Source organism: Mycobacterium sp. AT1 (assembly GCF_002043095.1).
Taxonomy (GTDB): Bacteria; Actinomycetota; Actinomycetes; order Mycobacteriales; family Mycobacteriaceae; genus Mycobacterium.
This window is the reverse complement of the sequence record NZ_MVOC01000009.1, coordinates 97,968-114,762: the sequence shown is the minus strand read 5'-3', so window position 1 is coordinate 114,762 and position 16,795 is coordinate 97,968. Positions and strand designations below refer to the sequence as shown.

Genomic DNA, 16,795 nt, shown 5'->3' with positions numbered 1-16,795 from the left:
TCGTATCGCACCCATTCTGTCCTAGGTGCCGCGTAGTCGTCAGACGACGGCGGCGCGCAGGTCGTCGGACAGCGACGCCCGCACCAGCGCCGCGGCGAACTCGGCGTCGCGGCCTGCGGCGAGTGCGCTCAGCTCCAGCGGGTCGGTGGGCAGCCCAAGCTGTTCGGCGGCACCGCGCGCCCGCTCGTCGTAGAACGGCCGCACCCACGTCCAGGTGTCCTGTACCTCGCGAAGGAAGATGTCGGACCCGGTCGCCCCGATGCCCTTGAATCGCTGCAGCAGCGTGGCCGCGGCGGCTGCATCACCGTCGGCGGCGTCGGCGAGCTTGCGCAGGTCGTCGCCGTACTCGTCACCGACGGTCCGGGCCATCTCCGTGAGCCGAGTCGCCGAACTCTCGTCGTAGCGGGCGTATGCCGCGCGTCCGAAGGCGTCGATCATGGTCGTGCGGTCGGCGTCGCGGACGGCCTCGGGTGTGCGCAGGCCGACGTGGAACACCTCGCGTGCGGCGGCGACGGCAATGCCCGCGTCGACGGGCTTGCTGGCAAGCATGCAAAGGACGAGCAGTTCGAACAGCGGCATCGGGGTGTCCTTGAGCGTGATGCCTGCCTCGCGGGCGTAGGTGGTGCCCGCCTCCCTCAGCAGCCGCTTGGCGATGTCGCCGCGGCGAGAGTCGTTCTGCGCCATGGCGCGGGCATACCCGACGACGATGGCGGCAAACCGCTACTTCGCGGGAAGTCCTTCGGCGTAGCGGGCGCCCTTGTCGACCCACGTGCGCAGTTGCCGTTTGGTCGCCACACCGGCGGTGCCCACGCGGATCCAGCCGCGCGTCTGGCGCCCTGCCATCACCATCGGCTCGACGTGCGCGCGTGCGAGCAGCGCGTCGGTCTCGTCGGCGGGGACGCGAACCATCAGGCCGCCCTGGCCGCTGACGCACACGGCCATGTTGCCGCCGACCATGAACGCCAGGCCGCCGAACATCCGCTTCTCGTCGACGCCGGCAGTCTCACTGAGCAGCTCACGGACGCGGTGGGCCAAATCCTCGTCGTAGGGCACGTGTCGAGGTTCTCACGTCGCGGGCGTCCAGCCCAGCCGTGGCCCGAGGTTCTCCGCCAGGTCGTCGATGATCTGGCGGTAGTCGGCCTCCTCGAAGGAGAACGGCAGCGCGAAGGCAATTTCGTTGGCGCGCTGGAACCCGGCGTGTTCGAACAGCTGGTCGGCCAGTTCGTCGGACGTGCCGACGTAGTCGGGGGAGAACAGCATGCCCTTGGGTCCCTGCGGAGCCTTGGTGCGCTCGAACCGGCTGGCCGCGTACTCGCGGTAGCGTCGGATCTGGTCGTCGGTCGCGGAGTCGGTGGGAATGACCACCAAACCCTGTGACACGCGTGCCCTTTCGGGCCTCGGGTGGCTTTCCCGATAGGCGTCGATCTGCTGGCCTTGGATGGTGGCGAAGTCGGGGGACCCCGTGCCTTCCGGAGTGTCTCCGGCGCTGACCACCGAGCTCGTCAGGTAGTTGACACCCTGTGCGCCAGCCCATTTCGCGGATTCGAGTCCGCCGCCGTACCAGACCCGGTCGGCGAGGCCGGGGGAGTGCGGCTGGACGCGACGGGTGAAGCGTTCGATGCCGACGACGCCCTCGAAGTCGCTGACCGGCTCACCGCGCAGCGCGCGCAACAGCCGCAGCACCCGCTCCTTGGAGAAGTCCTCGAGGTCGTGGGTGTCGGGGTAGAGCGCCGCCTTGTAATGGTCGTACATCATCGGCGTGCCCACGGAGACACCCGGGTTGACGCGTCCGCCGGACATGACGTCGACGGTGGCCAGATCCTCGGCCAGGCGGAAGGGGTTCTCCAAGCCCAGGGGGATGACGGCGGTGCCGAGCTCGATGCGCGACGTGCGCTGACTGGCGGCGGCCATGATCGCCACCGGGCTCGAGATGCCGGGTTGGAGGTGGCGGTCACGCAGCCAGACGCTGTCGAAGCCCAGGGCCTCGGCGCGTTCGATGACCTGGAGAGTCTCTTCGATTCCCGGGCCGGGGTTTGCGTCGTCGAATCGACCGATGGTCAGGAACCCGAGCTTGCGCAACGGTTCTCCGCGTCTGGGCATGGTGCTCCTTTACGTCGAATTCTGCACCAGGGCTGCGAATCGTGAGTGATCGCAGCCCTGGCGCAGATCTCGCGGGACTTAGGCGGCCTGGGTAGCCGCCGCCGTCACCGGTTCCAACGCCTGCGCGACGATGTCGGCGACGTCGGTCATCGGCCTGACGTCCAGCGCCGCAAGCACTTCGGCTGGGACGTCGTCCAGATCTGGCTCGTTGCGAGCCGGGATGAACACCGTCTTCAGGCCGTTGCGCTGCGCGGCGAGCAACTTCTGCTTCACCCCGCCGATCGGGAGCACCCGACCGTTCAGCGTGACCTCACCCGTCATGCCGACGTCACCGCGAACCTTGCGGCCGGTGGCCATCGACACCAGCGCCGTGACCATCGTGACGCCCGCCGACGGACCGTCCTTCGGCACCGCGCCCGCCGGGAAGTGGACGTGGATCTGGCGATCCAGCTCCGCCCGGTCGACGCCCAACTGCTCGGCATGCGCCTTGACGTAGGACAGCGCGATCTGCGCCGATTCCTTCATCACGTCACCCAGCTGACCGGTCAACTGCAGACCGGCGTCGCCGGAGTTCGAGTTCGCCTCGATGAACAGCACGTCGCCACCGAGACCGGTGACGGCCAGGCCGGTCGCCACGCCGGGCACCGCGGTGCGCTCCTCGGATTCCGGGGTGAAGCGCGGACGGCCAAGGTAGCCAACCAGATCCGGCTCGTCGATCACTAGCGACTCGACATCGCCGGCCAGCTTGGTGGTGGCCTTGCGCAGCGCCTTGGCGAGCAGCCGCTCGAACTGACGCATCCCGGGTTCGCGGGTGTAGTCCGCGGCGATCTTGCGCAGCGCCTCGTCGGTCACCGACACCTCCTCGGACGTCAGCGCCGCACGGTCCCGCTGCCGTGGCAGCAGGAAGTCGCGGGCAATGGCGACCTTGTCGTCCTCGGTGTAGCCGTCGATCTGCACCAGCTCCATCCGGTCCAACAGGGCCGACGGGATGTTCTCGATCACGTTGGCCGTCGCCAGGAACACGACGTCGGACAGGTCCAGGTCGAGATCCAGGTAGTGGTCGCGGAACGTGTGGTTCTGCGCTGGATCCAAGACCTCCAGCAGGGCGGCCGAGGGATCGCCTCGGTAGTCCGAACCCACCTTGTCGATCTCGTCGAGCAGCACGACGGGGTTCATCGAACCCGCCTCGCCGATGGCCCGGACCAGCCGGCCCGGCAGCGCGCCGACGTAGGTACGCCGGTGGCCACGGATCTCGGCCTCGTCGCGCACGCCACCAAGGGCGACGCGAACGAACTTGCGGCCCAACGCCCGTGCCACCGATTCACCCAGTGACGTCTTGCCGACACCGGGAGGACCCGCCAGCACCATCACGGCACCGGAGCCACGGCCCCCGACGACCTGCAGCCCACGCTGCGTCCGACGGGCTCGCACGGCCAGGTACTCGACGATGCGGTCCTTGACGTCGTCCAGCCCGTGGTGGTCGGCGTCCAAGATCTCCCGCGCCGACTTCAAGTCGGTCGAGTCCTCGGTCGTCACGTTCCACGGCAGGTCGAGCACGGTGTCCAACCAGGTCCGGATCCAGCCGCCCTCGGGGCTCTGCTCACTGGAGCGTTCCAGCTTGCCGACCTCGCGCAGCGCCGCCTCGCGCACCTTCTCGGGCAGATCGGCGGCCTCGACCTTGGCCCGATAGTCATCGGACCCCTCCGGCTCGCCTTCGCCGAGCTCCTTGCGGATCGCCGCCAGCTGCTGACGCAGCAGGAACTCCTTCTGCGTCTTCTCCATGCCGCTGCGGACGTCGTCGGCGATCTTGTCGTTGACCTCGACTTCGGCGAGGTGTTCGCCGGTCCAGTCAATGAGGCTGCGAAGCCGCTCGGCCACGTCCTCGGTCTCCAACAGCTGCCGCTTCTGCACGTCGGTCAGGTACGACGCGTAGCCGGCGGTGTCCGCCAACGCCGACGGGTCGCTGATCTTGTTGACCACGTCGACGATCTGCCACGCCTCGCGGCGCTGCAACATGGCCAGCAGCAGCTTCTTGTACTCGGCGCCAAGCGCCTTGGTGTCGTCGCTCGGTTCGGCGTCGGCGGCCTCGGTGACCTCGACCCACAGCGCCGCGCCGGGTCCGGTGGTGCCGGAGCCGATGTGGGCGCGCTTTTCACCGCGGACGACGGCGGCGGCACCGCCACCGGGCACGCGACCCACCTGCACGATCGAGGCGATCACGCCGTAGGTGGGGTAGCGGTCCTCGAGCCGGGGTGCGATCAGCAGCTTGCCGCTTTCGCTCGCCTGTGCGGCGTCGACCGCGGCACGTGCCGCGTCATCCAGTTCGATGGGGACGACCATTCCTGGCAGCACGATCGGCTCGCTGACGAAGAGCACGGGCACTGCGATGTTTTCAGACATCAGACTCCTTCAAAGTTCAGCCTGATGCGCTCAACCTTGGGTGGGGTCGGTTTGTTCCCTTGGGCTAGGCGGGTGCCTCGGCGGCGGCGGCCGCCCGGCGGCTGACCACGACCGTCGCCAACACGAGCACACCGATGACCGGCAGCGTGACCGCCGAGTTCACGCCGTTGGCGGCGTCGACCGACAGGTGGGCTATGACCACGAGGCGAATCGCCACCTCGACCAGCAGGCCGACGCCCCACATCGCCGAGAGCCGAACGTGAATGCGACGGATCCGCCGGGCCTCGTCCGGGGTCGGGTCGGCCTCGCCGGCGGGCCGGAACCGTTCACCGACCACCTGGGTCAGTGGGGTGCCGACGACGCAGCTGCCGAGGAAGAGCAGGCCGCCGATGCCGTTGACGAGCGTGTTGCCGATCAGGATCAGCTTGGGATCGGTGGTGGCCAGGCCGACGGCCAGACTGAGCCCGAACGTCAGCAGGAGGTAGACGGCGAAGGGGTCGAGTCGTCGACTCTTCACCACGCCGTAGACGACCCGCACCCCCGACAGCACGGTGGCCGACAGCAAGGCGACGTACTCGGAGACGCCCACCGCCCGCAGCCCGTAGTAGGCAACCAGGGGAGGTGCCACGTCGAGCAGGATCGTCTGGAACAGCGGACGCATCGAACGGCGCTGGGCGGAAGCCGGCTCTGTCACCACGGTCACTCTAGCCAGGGCGCCTGACCATCCGTTGTGAGGAACGGTCAGCTGGTCGACGGCGCTGCGGCCCGCGCAATGTCGCGGACCGGCGGTCCGTCGAGCGCGCTGTCCATCTCGACCGAACCCAGCTCGCGGATCTCCACCGTGCCGCCTGCGGCGCAGTGCTGACGGCGCCAGTCGCCGATCGCCTCGTGTGCCGCATGGTCGATGAAGTCCACCGACAGGTCGAGGGTGGCCTTGGTTCCCGGCGGCACCGACGCCAGCACACCGGTCAGCTGCGGTAGCGACAGGAAGCTGCAGGAACCCTCGATGACGATGCGCCAGGTGCCGTCGCCGTCGACGGACTCCGCGACGATCCTGGTGCGCACCACCCGCCACACCGTCAGGGCGATCGACAGGGCGAGGCCGATCAGGACGCCCTCGAGAAGGTTCAGGAACACCACGCCGACGATCGTGACGGCGTACACCGCGATATCCCCTGTGCGGCGGGCAGTTTCGATGTGGACGCGCTTGACCAATTGAATGCCGATCACGATCAACAGTCCAGCGAGCGCCGCCATGGGGATCTGTTCGGCGAACCCGGCGAACGGAAGGGCGAACACCAGGACCCAGACGCCGTGCATCATGGCCGAGGCGCGAGTGCGCGCACCGGCCTGCACGTTCGTCGAACTCCGCACGATGACGCCCGTGACGGGAAGGCCGCCAAGGGTTCCCGACGCGATGTTGGCCGTGCCCTGACCGATGAGCTCGCGGTCGAAGTTGGTGCGCGGACCGTTCTGCATCCGGTCGACCGACACCGCGGACAGCAAGCTCTCCACGCTCGCGATCAGGGCGACGGTGAGGACACCGGTGGCGAAGGCGCCCCAGTTTCCCTCGGGAAGACTCGGCAGCGCGATCGCGTCCAGCAGTGAACCGTTCAATTCGACGCGGTCCACGTCGACGCCGAACACCATCGCCGCCGCCGTCGCCGTCACGATGGCGACCAGCGGGCCCGGCACCTTGCCGAGCCGTCCCGGCACCCATCGCCACCCGACCAGAATGGCGATGACGAGCACACCGAGGACGACCCCCGGGCCGTGTGCGCCGAGCACCTGTTCTGGCAGTTCCGTTACGTTGCGCCAAGCAGAACTCTGCGATTCGCCGCCCAGCAATACGTGGACTTGTTGCAATGCGATCGTGAGTCCGATGCCTGCGAGCATCGCGTGAACCACTACCGGTGAAATCGCCAGCGCCGCCCTGGCCACCTTGCTCAATCCGAAGAGCACCTGCAGGACGCCGGCGGCGACCGTGATCGCGCAGGTGACCTTCCAGCCGAACTGCCCGATCAGGCCGGCGACCACGACGGTGAGACCCGCCGCCGGTCCGCTGACCTGCAACGGCGATCCGCCGACGGCACCCGCGACGACGCCACCCACCACCGCGGCGATGAGGCCGGCCAGTGCGGGTGCGCCCGAGGCGATGGCGATTCCCAGGGACAGCGGAAGGGCTACCAGGAAGACCACGAGTGAGGCGGGCAGGTCGTAACGGAGAATGGGTGCGATTCGTTGGGAGACCGAACTCCCCGAGCTCTTGAGAATGACCTGCTCCTGACGGTGAAGAGAATGAAAACGATTCTCTGACAATGAATTAGGTGAACCGCTACTCAATTCACAAGTGCCAGAGTATTTATCGATCGACGACACGGTCAAGCACGCCGGGGCGACACATAGAAGATGCAAATCTTGACGCCAGCAGTTGTTGGCACCGTCACACCGCTCCGCGAGAACTTCTCTGATTCGCGGCCGCGACGGTTGGGAAAAGACAAGTCATGACAACGCCTTTCGGTGACCACGTGGACGACACCCGACGGTTCGGCCGCGTCGGGCAACATGAGAAAAGCCTGTGAGTACAGTGACAGTTCGCCACCTGCCGGTAACACTCGAAGGCATGACGACGACGTCGGTTCACCCCGCACCTGCACAACCCCGGACGGCGATTCTCGGCCAGCTTCCACCGATCCGGCGGCCGGATGGGTCACCGATCCAGGTGCTGTTGATCGACGACGAGCGGGCACTGACGAACCTCGTCACGATGGCGTTGAAGTACGAGGGATGGAACGTCGACGTGGCCCACGACGGACGCGAAGCGCTCACCAAGTTCGCCTCCACCGACCCCGACATCCTGGTGCTGGACATCATGCTTCCCGACGTCGACGGGCTGCGGATCCTGCAGCGAATCCGTGCTGCCGGGACGTACACGCCGGTGCTGTTCCTGACGGCGCGGGACTCGGTCACCGACCGCGTCACGGGTCTCACCGCTGGTGCCGACGACTACTTGACGAAGCCATTCGACCTGCAGGAACTGGTGCTGCGGTTGCGTGGCCTGCTCAAACGTGGCGCAGACGCCACACCGCCTGCCGACGATCAACCCGCCGAGGAGACGTTGCGCGTCGCCGACCTCACCCTCGACGTGGCGAGCCGCGAGGTGACGCGTGGCGGTGAGCGCATCGAGTTGACGACGACGGAGTTCGACTTGCTGCGATACCTGATGCGCAACCCACGGCGCGCGCTGACCAGGGAGCAGATTCTCGAGCACGTGTGGAACTACTCGTTCGGTGGCCGCACCAGCATCGTCGACCTCTACGTCTCCTACTTGAGGAAGAAGCTCGACCCGGGGCGCGAACCCCTGATTCACACGATTCGTGGTGTGGGATACCAACTTCGGCCGCCGCAGTGAGGCGGGCGTCCCGGTCGCCGTGGTGGCGGCCCCGGACCTTGAGCAAACAGCTCGTGTACGGGGTCGCCGCCCTGGTGACCGTGGTGACCCTCGGCGGTGGCGCGCTGTCGGTCTACAGCCTTCACACCTACGTGACGACCATGAGCGACGCCGAGGTGACGCACTCGTTGGCCGCCTTCGAGCATTCCTTCGAGAAGTATCGGGCCCTCCCCTCGACCGACGACGACGATCCGTTGACCGACTTCACCGGACAGGCGCCGGGCACGCTCATCGCAGTGCTGCAAGGGAATTCGGTGGTCAACTCGGCGGTCTTCTCCGACGAGGACACCGAGCCCGCCCCCGCGGCGGCGCTCGGACCGATCGAAGCGGCGAGCTGGCGCGAGGACGAACCGCAGACGATCAAGCTCGACGGACTCGGCAGCTACCGCATGATCAGCAGCGAACTCGACTCCGGGCAACGGCTCGTCTCGGCCGTCTCGATGGAGGCCGCCAACCGGGTGGTGGCCGCCAGGACCGTCACCGTGGTGGCATCCACCATTGCGGCCGCCCTGCTGGCGGGACTCGGAACCGTCCTCGTGGTGCGGTGGGCCCTGCGCCCGCTACGCCGGGTGGCGGCCACCGCGGCGCGGGCTGCCAAGATGCCGCTTGCCGACGACGATCACCGCATCACCGCACGGGTACGCCAGGCCGACAGTGACCCCGACAACGAGGTGGGCATCGTGGGGGAGACGCTGAATCGCTTGTTGGCCAACGTCGATTCGGCGTTTGCCGCCAGGGCGACCTCGGATCGGAGGATGCGCCGGTTCCTTACCGACGCCAGTCACGAGCTGCGCACGCCGCTCGCGGCGATCCAGGGATACGCCCAGCTGACCCGGCAGGAGAGCGCAGCCCTGCCACCGACGACCGAATACGCGCTGGCGCGCATCGAGTCGGAGTCGCGGCGCATGACCGCACTCGTCGGCGACATGCTCTTGCTGTCGCGACTCGACGAGCGCCAGGGGCTCGAGATCCGGCGGATGGATCTGACAAGCCTGGTGGTCGACGCCGTCAACGACGCCGCGGTGTCCTCACCCGACCACCGCTGGCTGGCCGACTTGCCCGACGAACCCATCTGGGTGATGGGCGACCGCGCCCGGTTGCATCAGGTGCTCAGCAATCTGCTGGCCAATGCGCGCCACCACAATCCGCCGGGAATCACCGTGACGACGGCTTTGCGAATGATCACCGACGACTCCGGTCCGAAGGTGGAGTTGACGGTCACCGACGACGGGCCGGGAATCGACCCCAAGCTGGTGCCCGAGTTGTTCGGCCGGTTCGTCCGGGGCAGCAAGGCCCGTGCGGACCAGCCCGAGTCCACCGGTCTTGGGCTGTCGATCGTCGCATCCATCACCGAGGCTCACGGCGGGACCGTGTCGGCCCGCTCCGGCGACGGCAGCACGGAGTTTCGCGTCCTGCTGCCGCCCGCCGAGGGGTAGGGCGCCGTCAGACGTCGTTGCAGACGACGTCGACGTACACCGTGGTGTACAGGTCGGAGTCGATCCGGTTGCCCGAGGTGTCGAGATTCGAGTCGTTCAGGCCGTGCACGCCGGTGAGCTTGCACTGCGACAGCGGAACATTCGACGATCCGTTGAGTTGAACGTGGTGGCCCTGGTCTTCCAGCTGAGCGATCACGTCGGCGGGTGAGCGGGTCTTGGTGTCCGCGGCCGATGCCGGTGCGGCGAGGCCGAGTCCGACGATCGTCATCAGGCTGATGGTGGCGGCGGTGGTTCCTACGGTCGTCATTGAACTCCCTTGTCCAGGTGTCGTATTCACAAATACTCGGAACCCAGCGTACGGCGGCCGGTCGGGCGGGCGGTGCGTGGCGCCAGTCGTTCGGGTAGCTGAAAAATGTTGTACTACAACGGATTAACGCAGCCAACTGACGATCGATGCCGGTGATAGTTCCGTGAATCACATATCTGACGCATATGTTTGCGTTTGGCATGAAGCCGGTCCGGGACGATGAAACCCGCTCTTGCGTAGGTAGATTGGTACTTGTAAGACGAAATCGCTTCACGAAGCGACACATTGAGAATGGAGTACAAGATGAAGTTACGTTACTTGGCAACGGGTGTCATGACCGGACTCGCCGCCGCGGCCTTCGCCATGGCCCCGATCGCCGGCGCCTCGAATCCCAGCACCACCGTCGACAACGGTCGGACCACGATGACGGACAAGCAGGGGCACAACGCAATCGTGGTGCACCCGCCGACGGTCTCCTCACCGAATTCCTACGGCAACTTCTCGTCGCCGCGGGCCTTCATGTTCTTCGATTGAGATACCCGGCGACCAGCCGCAAGAGTCGCTGAAAGCCCGTCGAGGAGCGACTCTTGCGGCTGCGGGCGGGATGGTGGCGGTGTTCGTTGGTAGGCGTCGTCGCGAGGCGTCTACCCGACCCAACCCCCCAAATGGGTGATGGCGTCGACGAGTCGTACCGCTACGAATGACCGATGAACCCCTGGCGGCTGCGTGACTTCCACGACGACGACCTCGACGAGCTCATCTCGATCTGGGAGCAGAACCGGCTCCCCGGTGAACCGTTGCCCGCGTACGGCGTATCCGAAGTGGTAACCAATGCGCGAGGCGGCCAACCGTGCGTCGTCGCCGTCGTTGGTGACCAACCGGTCGGCATCGCCGGAGGACTGGTCCACGGCGATCGGGCCTGGATCACGATGGTGGCGTTGGCCAGTCGGTGGCGAGACCGGGGGCTCGGGAGTGCCCTGCTGAACGAACTGGAGCAGCGCCTGCGAGTCGCGGGTGCACGGCGCATCACGGCAATGTTGCCGCCGAAGGCGGCAGGAACGAAGGCGCTGCTGAGTGCGGGCTACGAGGAACGCACCGGGCTGAGCTACTTCGAGAAGATCGACCATCCCGGTTCCTCGGATGCGGGTCTGCTGTCCGCGGTGGGAGCCCAGGTCATCCCACGCGGCCATTGGCACGCCATGGCCGGGATGGAAGCCGAGAAGCTCGTCATCGAGCGACGCATCGTGCTGCCGCTCGTCGAACCAAGTGCGGCAGCGGAATACGCGGTGACTCCACCCAAGGCTGTGATCCTCTTCGGGCCGCCCGGCACGGGCAAGACCACCTTTGCCAAGGCCGTCGCCGGCCGACTCGGCTGGCCGTTCGTCGAACTCTTCCCGTCGCGGCTCGCCACGCCGGGCGTCGCGATGGCAGGGGCGCTACGCGACGCCTTCGCCACACTTGCGGATCTCGACTCGGTGTTGGTGTTCATCGACGAGGTGGAGGAGATCGCCGGATCACGATCGGGCGTCCCCACCGACCCGGCCCACGGGGTCACCAACGAGCTCCTCAAGCTGATTCCGGCCTTCCGGCAGCACGGCGACCGATTGCTGGTCTGCGCCACGAACTCGGTGCGCTCGCTCGACTCGGCGATTCTGCGGCCCGGGCGGTTCGATTACGTCATCCCCATTGGCCCGCCCGACGCGACGGCCCGGGCCGCGATCTGGGCTCGATACCTGGCGCCGTCGGATTCTGTCGACGTCGCCCACTTGGCCTCCGCGAGCGCGATGTTCACGCCTGCGGACATCGAATTTGCCGCCCGTAAGGGCTCGCAGTCGGCGTTCGAGCGCGAGATCGAGTTCCGCCGCGGCGAGCCGGCCCACACCGAGGACTACTTGGCCGCGATCGCCGACACCAGACCGACGTTGACCGATGCGATGCTCGCCGAGTTCGAGGCGGACATCGGACAGTGCACCCGATTGTGAACGAAGAAGGGAACCTGCCGTCCGGGGGTGACGGCAGGTTCCCTTGGTTCTTCTGTGCGACAGGCTCCGTTACGCGGTGGCCTGAGCTCCCAGCGTCCGCTGGACGTCGGGGATCATCTGCTGCAGCTGCTGACCCCAGTAGCCCCAGCTGTGGGTACCGGTGGCCGGGAAGTTGAACACACCGTTGGTGCCACCCGCGGCGATGTAGTTGTCGCGGAAGGCCTGGTTGGTGCGCAGCGTGAAGCCCTCGAGGAACTGAGCCGACATCAGGTTGCCACCATCGGTGCCCGAATCCAGATCCGACGGCGTACCGGTGCCGCAGTAGATCCAGATCCTGGTGTTGTTGGCGACGAGCTGGTTGATGTTGACCATCGGATCGTTGCGCTTCCAGGCCGGGTCACTCGACGGGCCCCACATGCTCTCGGCGTTGTAGCCGCCCGCGTCGTTCATCGCGAGCCCGATCAGCATCGGCCACCAGCCCTCGGAGGGGTTGAGGAAGCCCGACAGCGACGAGGCGTAGATCCAGTTCTGCGGGTGGTAGATGGCGTAGGTCAGTGCGCTGCCACCGGCCATCGACAGGCCGACGACCGCGTTACCGGTCTGCGACACACCGTAATTGGCTTCCAGGTAGGCGGGCAGTTCCTGGTTGAGGAACGTCTCCCACTTGTAGGTGTAGTCCTGCCCGTTGCCCTGCGACGGCTGGTACCAGTCGGTGTAGAAGCTCGACTGACCGCCCACGGGCATGACCGTCGACAGGCCGGAACCGTACGTCCACTCGAACGCGGGCGTGTTGATGTCCCACCCGCTGAAGTCGTCCTGCGCACGCAGACCGTCGAGCAGATAGATCGCGTGCGGCCCACCGCCCTGGAACTGAACCTTGATGTCCCGGTTCATCGCCGCCGAGTGCACCATCAGGTATTCGACCGGCAGGCCCGGCCGAGAGAACGCGCCAGCCGTCGCCGAATTACCGACGAAGCCGATCAGCCCGGGCAAGGTCACCGCTGCCATCAGTCCAACGGCCAACCGGCGTAACCACGTACCACGAATCATTCTGTCGAACTTCATAACGGCAACAGACCGCCTCTCTCTTTGCATCCCATGTCTTCGAGCAATCGCCGTTGCTCTTCGAGCGTTAGTGAATCACGCGGTTGTGGTTCGATCCGGCTCTCGACACCGACAACGCACGTCGCGGTTGGCTAACGATTCCGACTCGACGAAGAGACCTTCGCCGGACGCGCGTCGTCATTCCAGCATGTGACCTGTGTGAATGGAGTGATCAATGTGGTCAGCGGTGATGCCGCGGTGCGACGCGGTGGGCACGGCGCCAGTGCGACATCCGGACCCTGAACTGCACGAACGAAGCGGTGCAGTCCCGCACGGCGCGAGGGCGAGCAGAAACCGCCGACAGGCTGGTGGGGTGCCACCCGCGGGTGGTCAACCAGCCAACGGCACTACGCCGTCGCCTGTCAGCAAACTCTGCGACCGGTGCAGGAACCGGTCAGCTCAGGGTGGCCGCCGCGAGCGCTCGCCGCACGTCTGCGTTGCGTTCCTCGATGGTGCGGCCGATCTCCTGCAGCAGCAACGGCTTTCGCGCCACCAGTTCTTCGACGTCGGCGCGCTCGATCTGCAGCACGGTGACCTCTCCGAGGGCATACGCGCCGCCGGTGACGGGCTCCCTGGTCAACGTGCTGGAACCGAGGAAGTCGCCTTCCTCCAGGGTCCGGACGGGGACCAGCACGCCGTCCTCGCCGCGGGCGATCAGACGCACCCGGCCACTCACGATGAAGGTCATCCGCTTCGGTACCAAACCTGGGGTTTGGATGGCCTCGTCTGCGCCATACCTGGTGAGCCGAAGGCTCGGAATCAACGCCTGCTTGTCGGAGTCGTTGAGGCGCAACGTCGGCGCCACGATCCGCATGGAGCTCTCCATGCGATCCTCGCTCGCGAAGTCGTCATCGACGTCGTCGAGGCGCAAACCCGCCCGCCGGGAGGCGTACCAAACCCACCGCAAGAACGTTGCCCGAGTGGCGGAGTCGTCGGCGGGGGATCGCAACGGGATCGCCGTCGTGTATTCACCCGACCCGCTGGTGACGGTCGTCGGCACGGCCTCGCCACGAAGATGCGGCAGCCCGCTGGCGACGCGGGTCAGCATCGCGCACACGTCGTCGGGCGGATCGTTGGGGGAGAACGTCGTCGTCACCGAAATGGAGTGGTCGCCGGGCGGTCGGCTCAGGTTGGCGAAGGAGGCCGCGGCCAGCACGGAGTTCGGGATGATGTGCAGACCGCTGCCGGTGTCGATGTGCGTTGCGCGCCAGTTGACTTCGACGACACGGCCCCTGGCCGAGGTGACGTCGACCCAGTCACCAAGCCGGAAGGGCTGCTCGAAGAGCAGCAGCAGACCAGAGATGATCTGACCGACCGAGTTCTGCAGCGTCAGGCCAAGCACGATCGACGTGATGCCGAGCGCGGTGAAGAGGCCGCCGACGTTTGCGCCCCAGATGTAGGAGAAGATCACCGCGAGTCCGACGGCGATCACCACGAAGCGGGCCACGTCCAGGAAGATCGACGGGATTCGCTTGCGCCACGACCCTTCCGGCGCACCCTGGAACAGCGTGGCGTTCAAGCCCGACAACATCAGAATCAGCAGGACGAAGCCAAGCACGGTGGAGATGATGCGCACCGGCGTCGCCTCTGCGGGCACTTCGGTGGCCTTGACCAACAGCAGGAGCAGCGCGGCCAGCGGCAGGATGTAGTTGCGCACCAACCCGACGGGGCGGGCGAGCCCGCTGTTGCGGCGGGTCAGCGCGACCCGAAGCTCGGTGAGCGCCACCAATCCGATCGGCAGCCCGATCGCGACGCCGACCGCCCAGTAGAACCAGGACGAGTCGACGATCCGTGTCATGACTGACGCTCCCCGAGTCGCCAAATGGGTTGTGTCACGTTGCCTACCGTGACCTCACCCGCGGGGGTGAACTGGCGGGTGTCGCGCATCGCGTCGTACACGTCCGCCGTCACGTAGACGCCGGGCTGGGGTGAGCCGCTCTGCACCTGATAGGCCAGGTCGACCGCCGAGCCCCACATGTCGTAGGCGAGGCTGGACCGGCCAACCAACCCGCTGCTCACCTTGCCGGTGTCGATGCCGGCCCGCAGCTTCAGGGTGTGGTGGCCCTCGGTGTTGAACCGGTCGACGATGCGGTTCATCTCGACGGCGAAGTCCACCGTGCGCCGGACGTTGTCGATGCGCGGCACGTTGAGCCCGCAGCTCGCCAGGTATCCGTTGCGCAGCGAGCGAACCCGTTCGATGCCGAGGCCGTCGGCCGCGGCGTCGAACTGGCGCACCAGTTTGTTGACGATGGCCAGCGACTCCTCGGAGGTCAGGCCGGCCGACAGTTCGTCGAGACCGACGATGTCGGCGAAGATCACCGTGACGTCCTGGTGGTCCTGGGAGATGGTCTCCTCGCCGTCGCGGTAACGGGCCGCCACCTGTTCGGGCATCAGGGACAGCAGCAGGCGGTCGTTCTCCCGCCGCTGCTCGTTGAGCAGATCTTCCTTGATGGCCAAGTTTCGGCTCATGTCGTTGAAAGCGACTGTCAGGTCGCCGAATTCGTCGCGCGACACCACGGGGATCGTGGTCCCGTAGTCGCCGGAACTGATTTGTTGCGCGCCGCTCTCCAGTCGGCGGATGGGCCGCACGAACAGCCGGGCCAGCAGCATTGCGGCGATGCAGACCACGAAGATGATGGCCACCGTGGACAGCACCAGCTTCCTGGTGAACGCCGACACCGGCGCGAACGCCTCCGCGGTGTCGATCTTTGCGACGACCGCCCACCGCAGCCCGGGAATGTCGGCGGGCGCGTAGGCCTGCAGCGTCTCGTGGCCGAGGTAGTCGGGGGCTATCAGCGTGCCGCGTTGACCCTGTTGGGCCAGTTTGGTCGCCTCCGTGGCGACGGGCTGCACCAGCGTGGTGCCGTGTTGCCGGATCGAATCCTGCGCCACGTCGGGCGGTGTGCCCGCCTCGACGACGTCACGCTCGTAGGTCTTGGGATCCTCGATGAACATTCGGGAGTTTGAGCGCATGAGATCGTCGGGGCCGACGATGAAGGTCTCGCCGGTGGCGCCCATCCCGGATCGTTGCCACTGCCCGTCGAAGGTCATCAGCTGGTTGATCTTCGAGATGGGGAACTGCAGCGCCAGGACCCCGTCCACCCGTCCCTGCGGTCCGACCGGTGACACGAACCAGGCCGTGGGCTCGGTGGCGGGCTGGTAGTCGCCGAAGTCGGTGATTCCCACGTAGTCCACGGCGTTGGAGTCGAGCGCCCCCTGGTAGGCGTCGCCGAGCTTGCTGCCCTTGTACGGCCCGGTGAGGATGTTGGTGCCGAGGTCGACGCCCTTGTAGGCGCTGTAGACGACGTTGCCGCGGGTGTCGATCAGCAGCGCGTCCTCGAATTGGAACCGGGTCACGATCTCGCGGAAGAAGTCGTTGTACCGGGCGTTGGCGGCCGACCATGCACTGCCGTCGCGAGCGTCGTCACTGCGGATCGCGGCGTCCCAGTCCGCGGTGGGTTTGCCATAGGCGCCAAACGGGACGGTGTAGAGCGACTGAAGATAGGCGGGGGCACCGGACGTCGGCAGCAGCGCCTGCACGTCGATCTCCGCACCGGTCTGGGCGTACTCGTCCTTGGCGAAGCGCTTCGTGTAGTAGTCGTCGAGGGACTGTTCCTCTGCCGGGGTGACGACGGCGGTGGCGAGTTGGTCGAACCCCGCGGTGAAGTCACCGATCGCCTGGGTCGCCGTCGACCCCCGCGAGTACACGACCAAGGAGTTCTTGAGATCCTCGATCCCGTTCTGCAGGCTGCGGCTCTGGGACTGCCGGATCTCGGTAAGCCGGTCGAAGACCGACGCACGCAACGAGCTGCGCCCGGACTGATAGCCGATGGCACCCACGACCGCCGCTGACAGGATGCTCGTCAGGAGCAGCATCACCAGCAGCTTCGACTGGATGCTCACCCGCGACATCACCCTGCGTCGGCTCCGCGTGGCGGATTCGGTCGAGTCGGCTGCCCTGACCTGGGTGTCGTCCTGCTGCGGCGTCGTCATCGGTTGGTCAGACTAGCTGGCA

Annotated in this window: 14 protein-coding genes; 4 read left to right on the top strand and 10 right to left on the bottom strand. The window is 66.7% G+C overall.

From position 1 onward, the window contains the following. Positions 1-39: 39 nt before the first annotated feature. The 6 genes from B1790_RS05010 to B1790_RS04985 form a co-directional block, all read right to left on the bottom strand. Complete coding sequence (locus B1790_RS05010) at positions 40-684, bottom strand: endonuclease (protein ID WP_079922104.1); 645 nt, start codon at positions 682-684, stop codon at positions 40-42. Positions 685-720: 36 nt separating this feature from the next. After that, entirely contained in the window at positions 721-1,053 is a 333-nt protein-coding gene (locus B1790_RS05005; protein ID WP_079922103.1) for a TfoX/Sxy family protein, read from the bottom strand. A 12-nt stretch (positions 1,054-1,065) separates the two neighbouring features. Next, positions 1,066-2,100: an LLM class flavin-dependent oxidoreductase gene (locus B1790_RS05000; protein WP_079922102.1), complete on the bottom strand. Its 1,035-nt coding sequence runs from the start codon at positions 2,098-2,100 to the stop codon at positions 1,066-1,068. Between the two features lie 78 nt (positions 2,101-2,178). Then, entirely contained in the window at positions 2,179-4,500 is a 2,322-nt protein-coding gene (gene lon / locus B1790_RS04995; protein ID WP_079922101.1) for an endopeptidase La, read from the bottom strand. 64 nt (positions 4,501-4,564) lie between these two features. Then, positions 4,565-5,194 carry a VC0807 family protein gene (locus tag B1790_RS04990; protein WP_142271036.1) on the bottom strand — a complete coding sequence of 210 codons (630 nt, stop codon included), beginning with the start codon at positions 5,192-5,194 and terminating at the stop codon, positions 4,565-4,567. 47 nt (positions 5,195-5,241) lie between these two features. Further along, positions 5,242-6,774 carry a SulP family inorganic anion transporter gene (locus tag B1790_RS04985; RefSeq protein ID WP_079922173.1) on the bottom strand — a complete coding sequence of 511 codons (1,533 nt, stop codon included), beginning with the start codon at positions 6,772-6,774 and terminating at the stop codon, positions 5,242-5,244. Positions 6,775-7,123: 349 nt separating this feature from the next. On the opposite strand from B1790_RS04985, the gene B1790_RS04980 reads away from it, so the two are divergent. Together B1790_RS04980 and B1790_RS04975 are read left to right on the top strand one after the other, a co-directional pair. Next, the gene (locus B1790_RS04980; RefSeq protein WP_079922099.1) at positions 7,124-7,912 is read left to right on the top strand and encodes a response regulator transcription factor; all 789 of its coding nucleotides are present in this window, start codon (positions 7,124-7,126) and stop codon (positions 7,910-7,912) included. After that, positions 7,909-9,387, top strand: a complete 1,479-nt coding sequence (locus tag B1790_RS04975; RefSeq protein WP_233164940.1) for a cell wall metabolism sensor histidine kinase WalK — start codon at positions 7,909-7,911, stop codon at positions 9,385-9,387. Before B1790_RS04980 ends, B1790_RS04975 begins: the two co-directional genes overlap by 4 nt. Positions 9,388-9,394: 7 nt before the next feature. Here B1790_RS04975 and B1790_RS04970 read toward each other — a convergent pair whose 3' ends face one another. Then, positions 9,395-9,694, bottom strand: a complete 300-nt coding sequence (locus B1790_RS04970) for a hypothetical protein (protein WP_142271034.1) — start codon at positions 9,692-9,694, stop codon at positions 9,395-9,397. 303 nt (positions 9,695-9,997) lie between these two features. Here B1790_RS04970 and B1790_RS04965 point away from each other — a divergent pair, with 303 nt between their 5' ends. Together B1790_RS04965 and B1790_RS04960 are read left to right on the top strand one after the other, a co-directional pair. Continuing rightward, complete coding sequence (locus B1790_RS04965) at positions 9,998-10,228, top strand: hypothetical protein (RefSeq protein ID WP_142271033.1); 231 nt, start codon at positions 9,998-10,000, stop codon at positions 10,226-10,228. A 173-nt stretch (positions 10,229-10,401) separates the two neighbouring features. Next, positions 10,402-11,676, top strand: a complete 1,275-nt coding sequence (locus B1790_RS04960; RefSeq protein ID WP_079922096.1) for an ATP-binding protein — start codon at positions 10,402-10,404, stop codon at positions 11,674-11,676. Positions 11,677-11,745: 69 nt separating this feature from the next. Here the strand turns inward: B1790_RS04960 and B1790_RS04955 are convergent, their stop codons facing one another. The 3 genes from B1790_RS04955 to B1790_RS04945 form a co-directional block, all read right to left on the bottom strand. Continuing rightward, positions 11,746-12,741: an esterase family protein gene (locus B1790_RS04955; RefSeq protein ID WP_079922095.1), complete on the bottom strand. Its 996-nt coding sequence runs from the start codon at positions 12,739-12,741 to the stop codon at positions 11,746-11,748. A 433-nt stretch (positions 12,742-13,174) separates the two neighbouring features. Next, entirely contained in the window at positions 13,175-14,578 is a 1,404-nt protein-coding gene (locus tag B1790_RS04950; protein WP_079922094.1) for a mechanosensitive ion channel domain-containing protein, read from the bottom strand. After that, entirely contained in the window at positions 14,575-16,773 is a 2,199-nt protein-coding gene (locus B1790_RS04945; RefSeq protein WP_079922093.1) for an adenylate/guanylate cyclase domain-containing protein, read from the bottom strand. Before B1790_RS04945 ends, B1790_RS04950 begins: the two co-directional genes overlap by 4 nt. Positions 16,774-16,795 lie beyond the last annotated feature (22 nt).

Coding starts and splice junctions, on each gene's coding strand:
- B1790_RS04955 (WP_079922095.1), bottom strand. CDS start 12,741: ATGAAGTTCGACAGAATGATTCGTGGTACGTGGTTACGCCGGTTGGCC.
- B1790_RS04965 (WP_142271033.1), top strand. CDS start 9,998: ATGAAGTTACGTTACTTGGCAACGGGTGTCATGACCGGACTCGCCGCC.
- B1790_RS05010 (WP_079922104.1), bottom strand. CDS start 684: ATGGCGCAGAACGACTCTCGCCGCGGCGACATCGCCAAGCGGCTGCTG.
- lon (WP_079922101.1), bottom strand. CDS start 4,500: ATGTCTGAAAACATCGCAGTGCCCGTGCTCTTCGTCAGCGAGCCGATC.
- B1790_RS04980 (WP_079922099.1), top strand. CDS start 7,124: ATGACGACGACGTCGGTTCACCCCGCACCTGCACAACCCCGGACGGCG.
- B1790_RS04945 (WP_079922093.1), bottom strand. CDS start 16,773: ATGACGACGCCGCAGCAGGACGACACCCAGGTCAGGGCAGCCGACTCG.
- B1790_RS05000 (WP_079922102.1), bottom strand. CDS start 2,100: ATGCCCAGACGCGGAGAACCGTTGCGCAAGCTCGGGTTCCTGACCATC.
- B1790_RS04950 (WP_079922094.1), bottom strand. CDS start 14,578: ATGACACGGATCGTCGACTCGTCCTGGTTCTACTGGGCGGTCGGCGTC.
- B1790_RS04970 (WP_142271034.1), bottom strand. CDS start 9,694: ATGACGACCGTAGGAACCACCGCCGCCACCATCAGCCTGATGACGATC.
- B1790_RS04960 (WP_079922096.1), top strand. CDS start 10,402: ATGAACCCCTGGCGGCTGCGTGACTTCCACGACGACGACCTCGACGAG.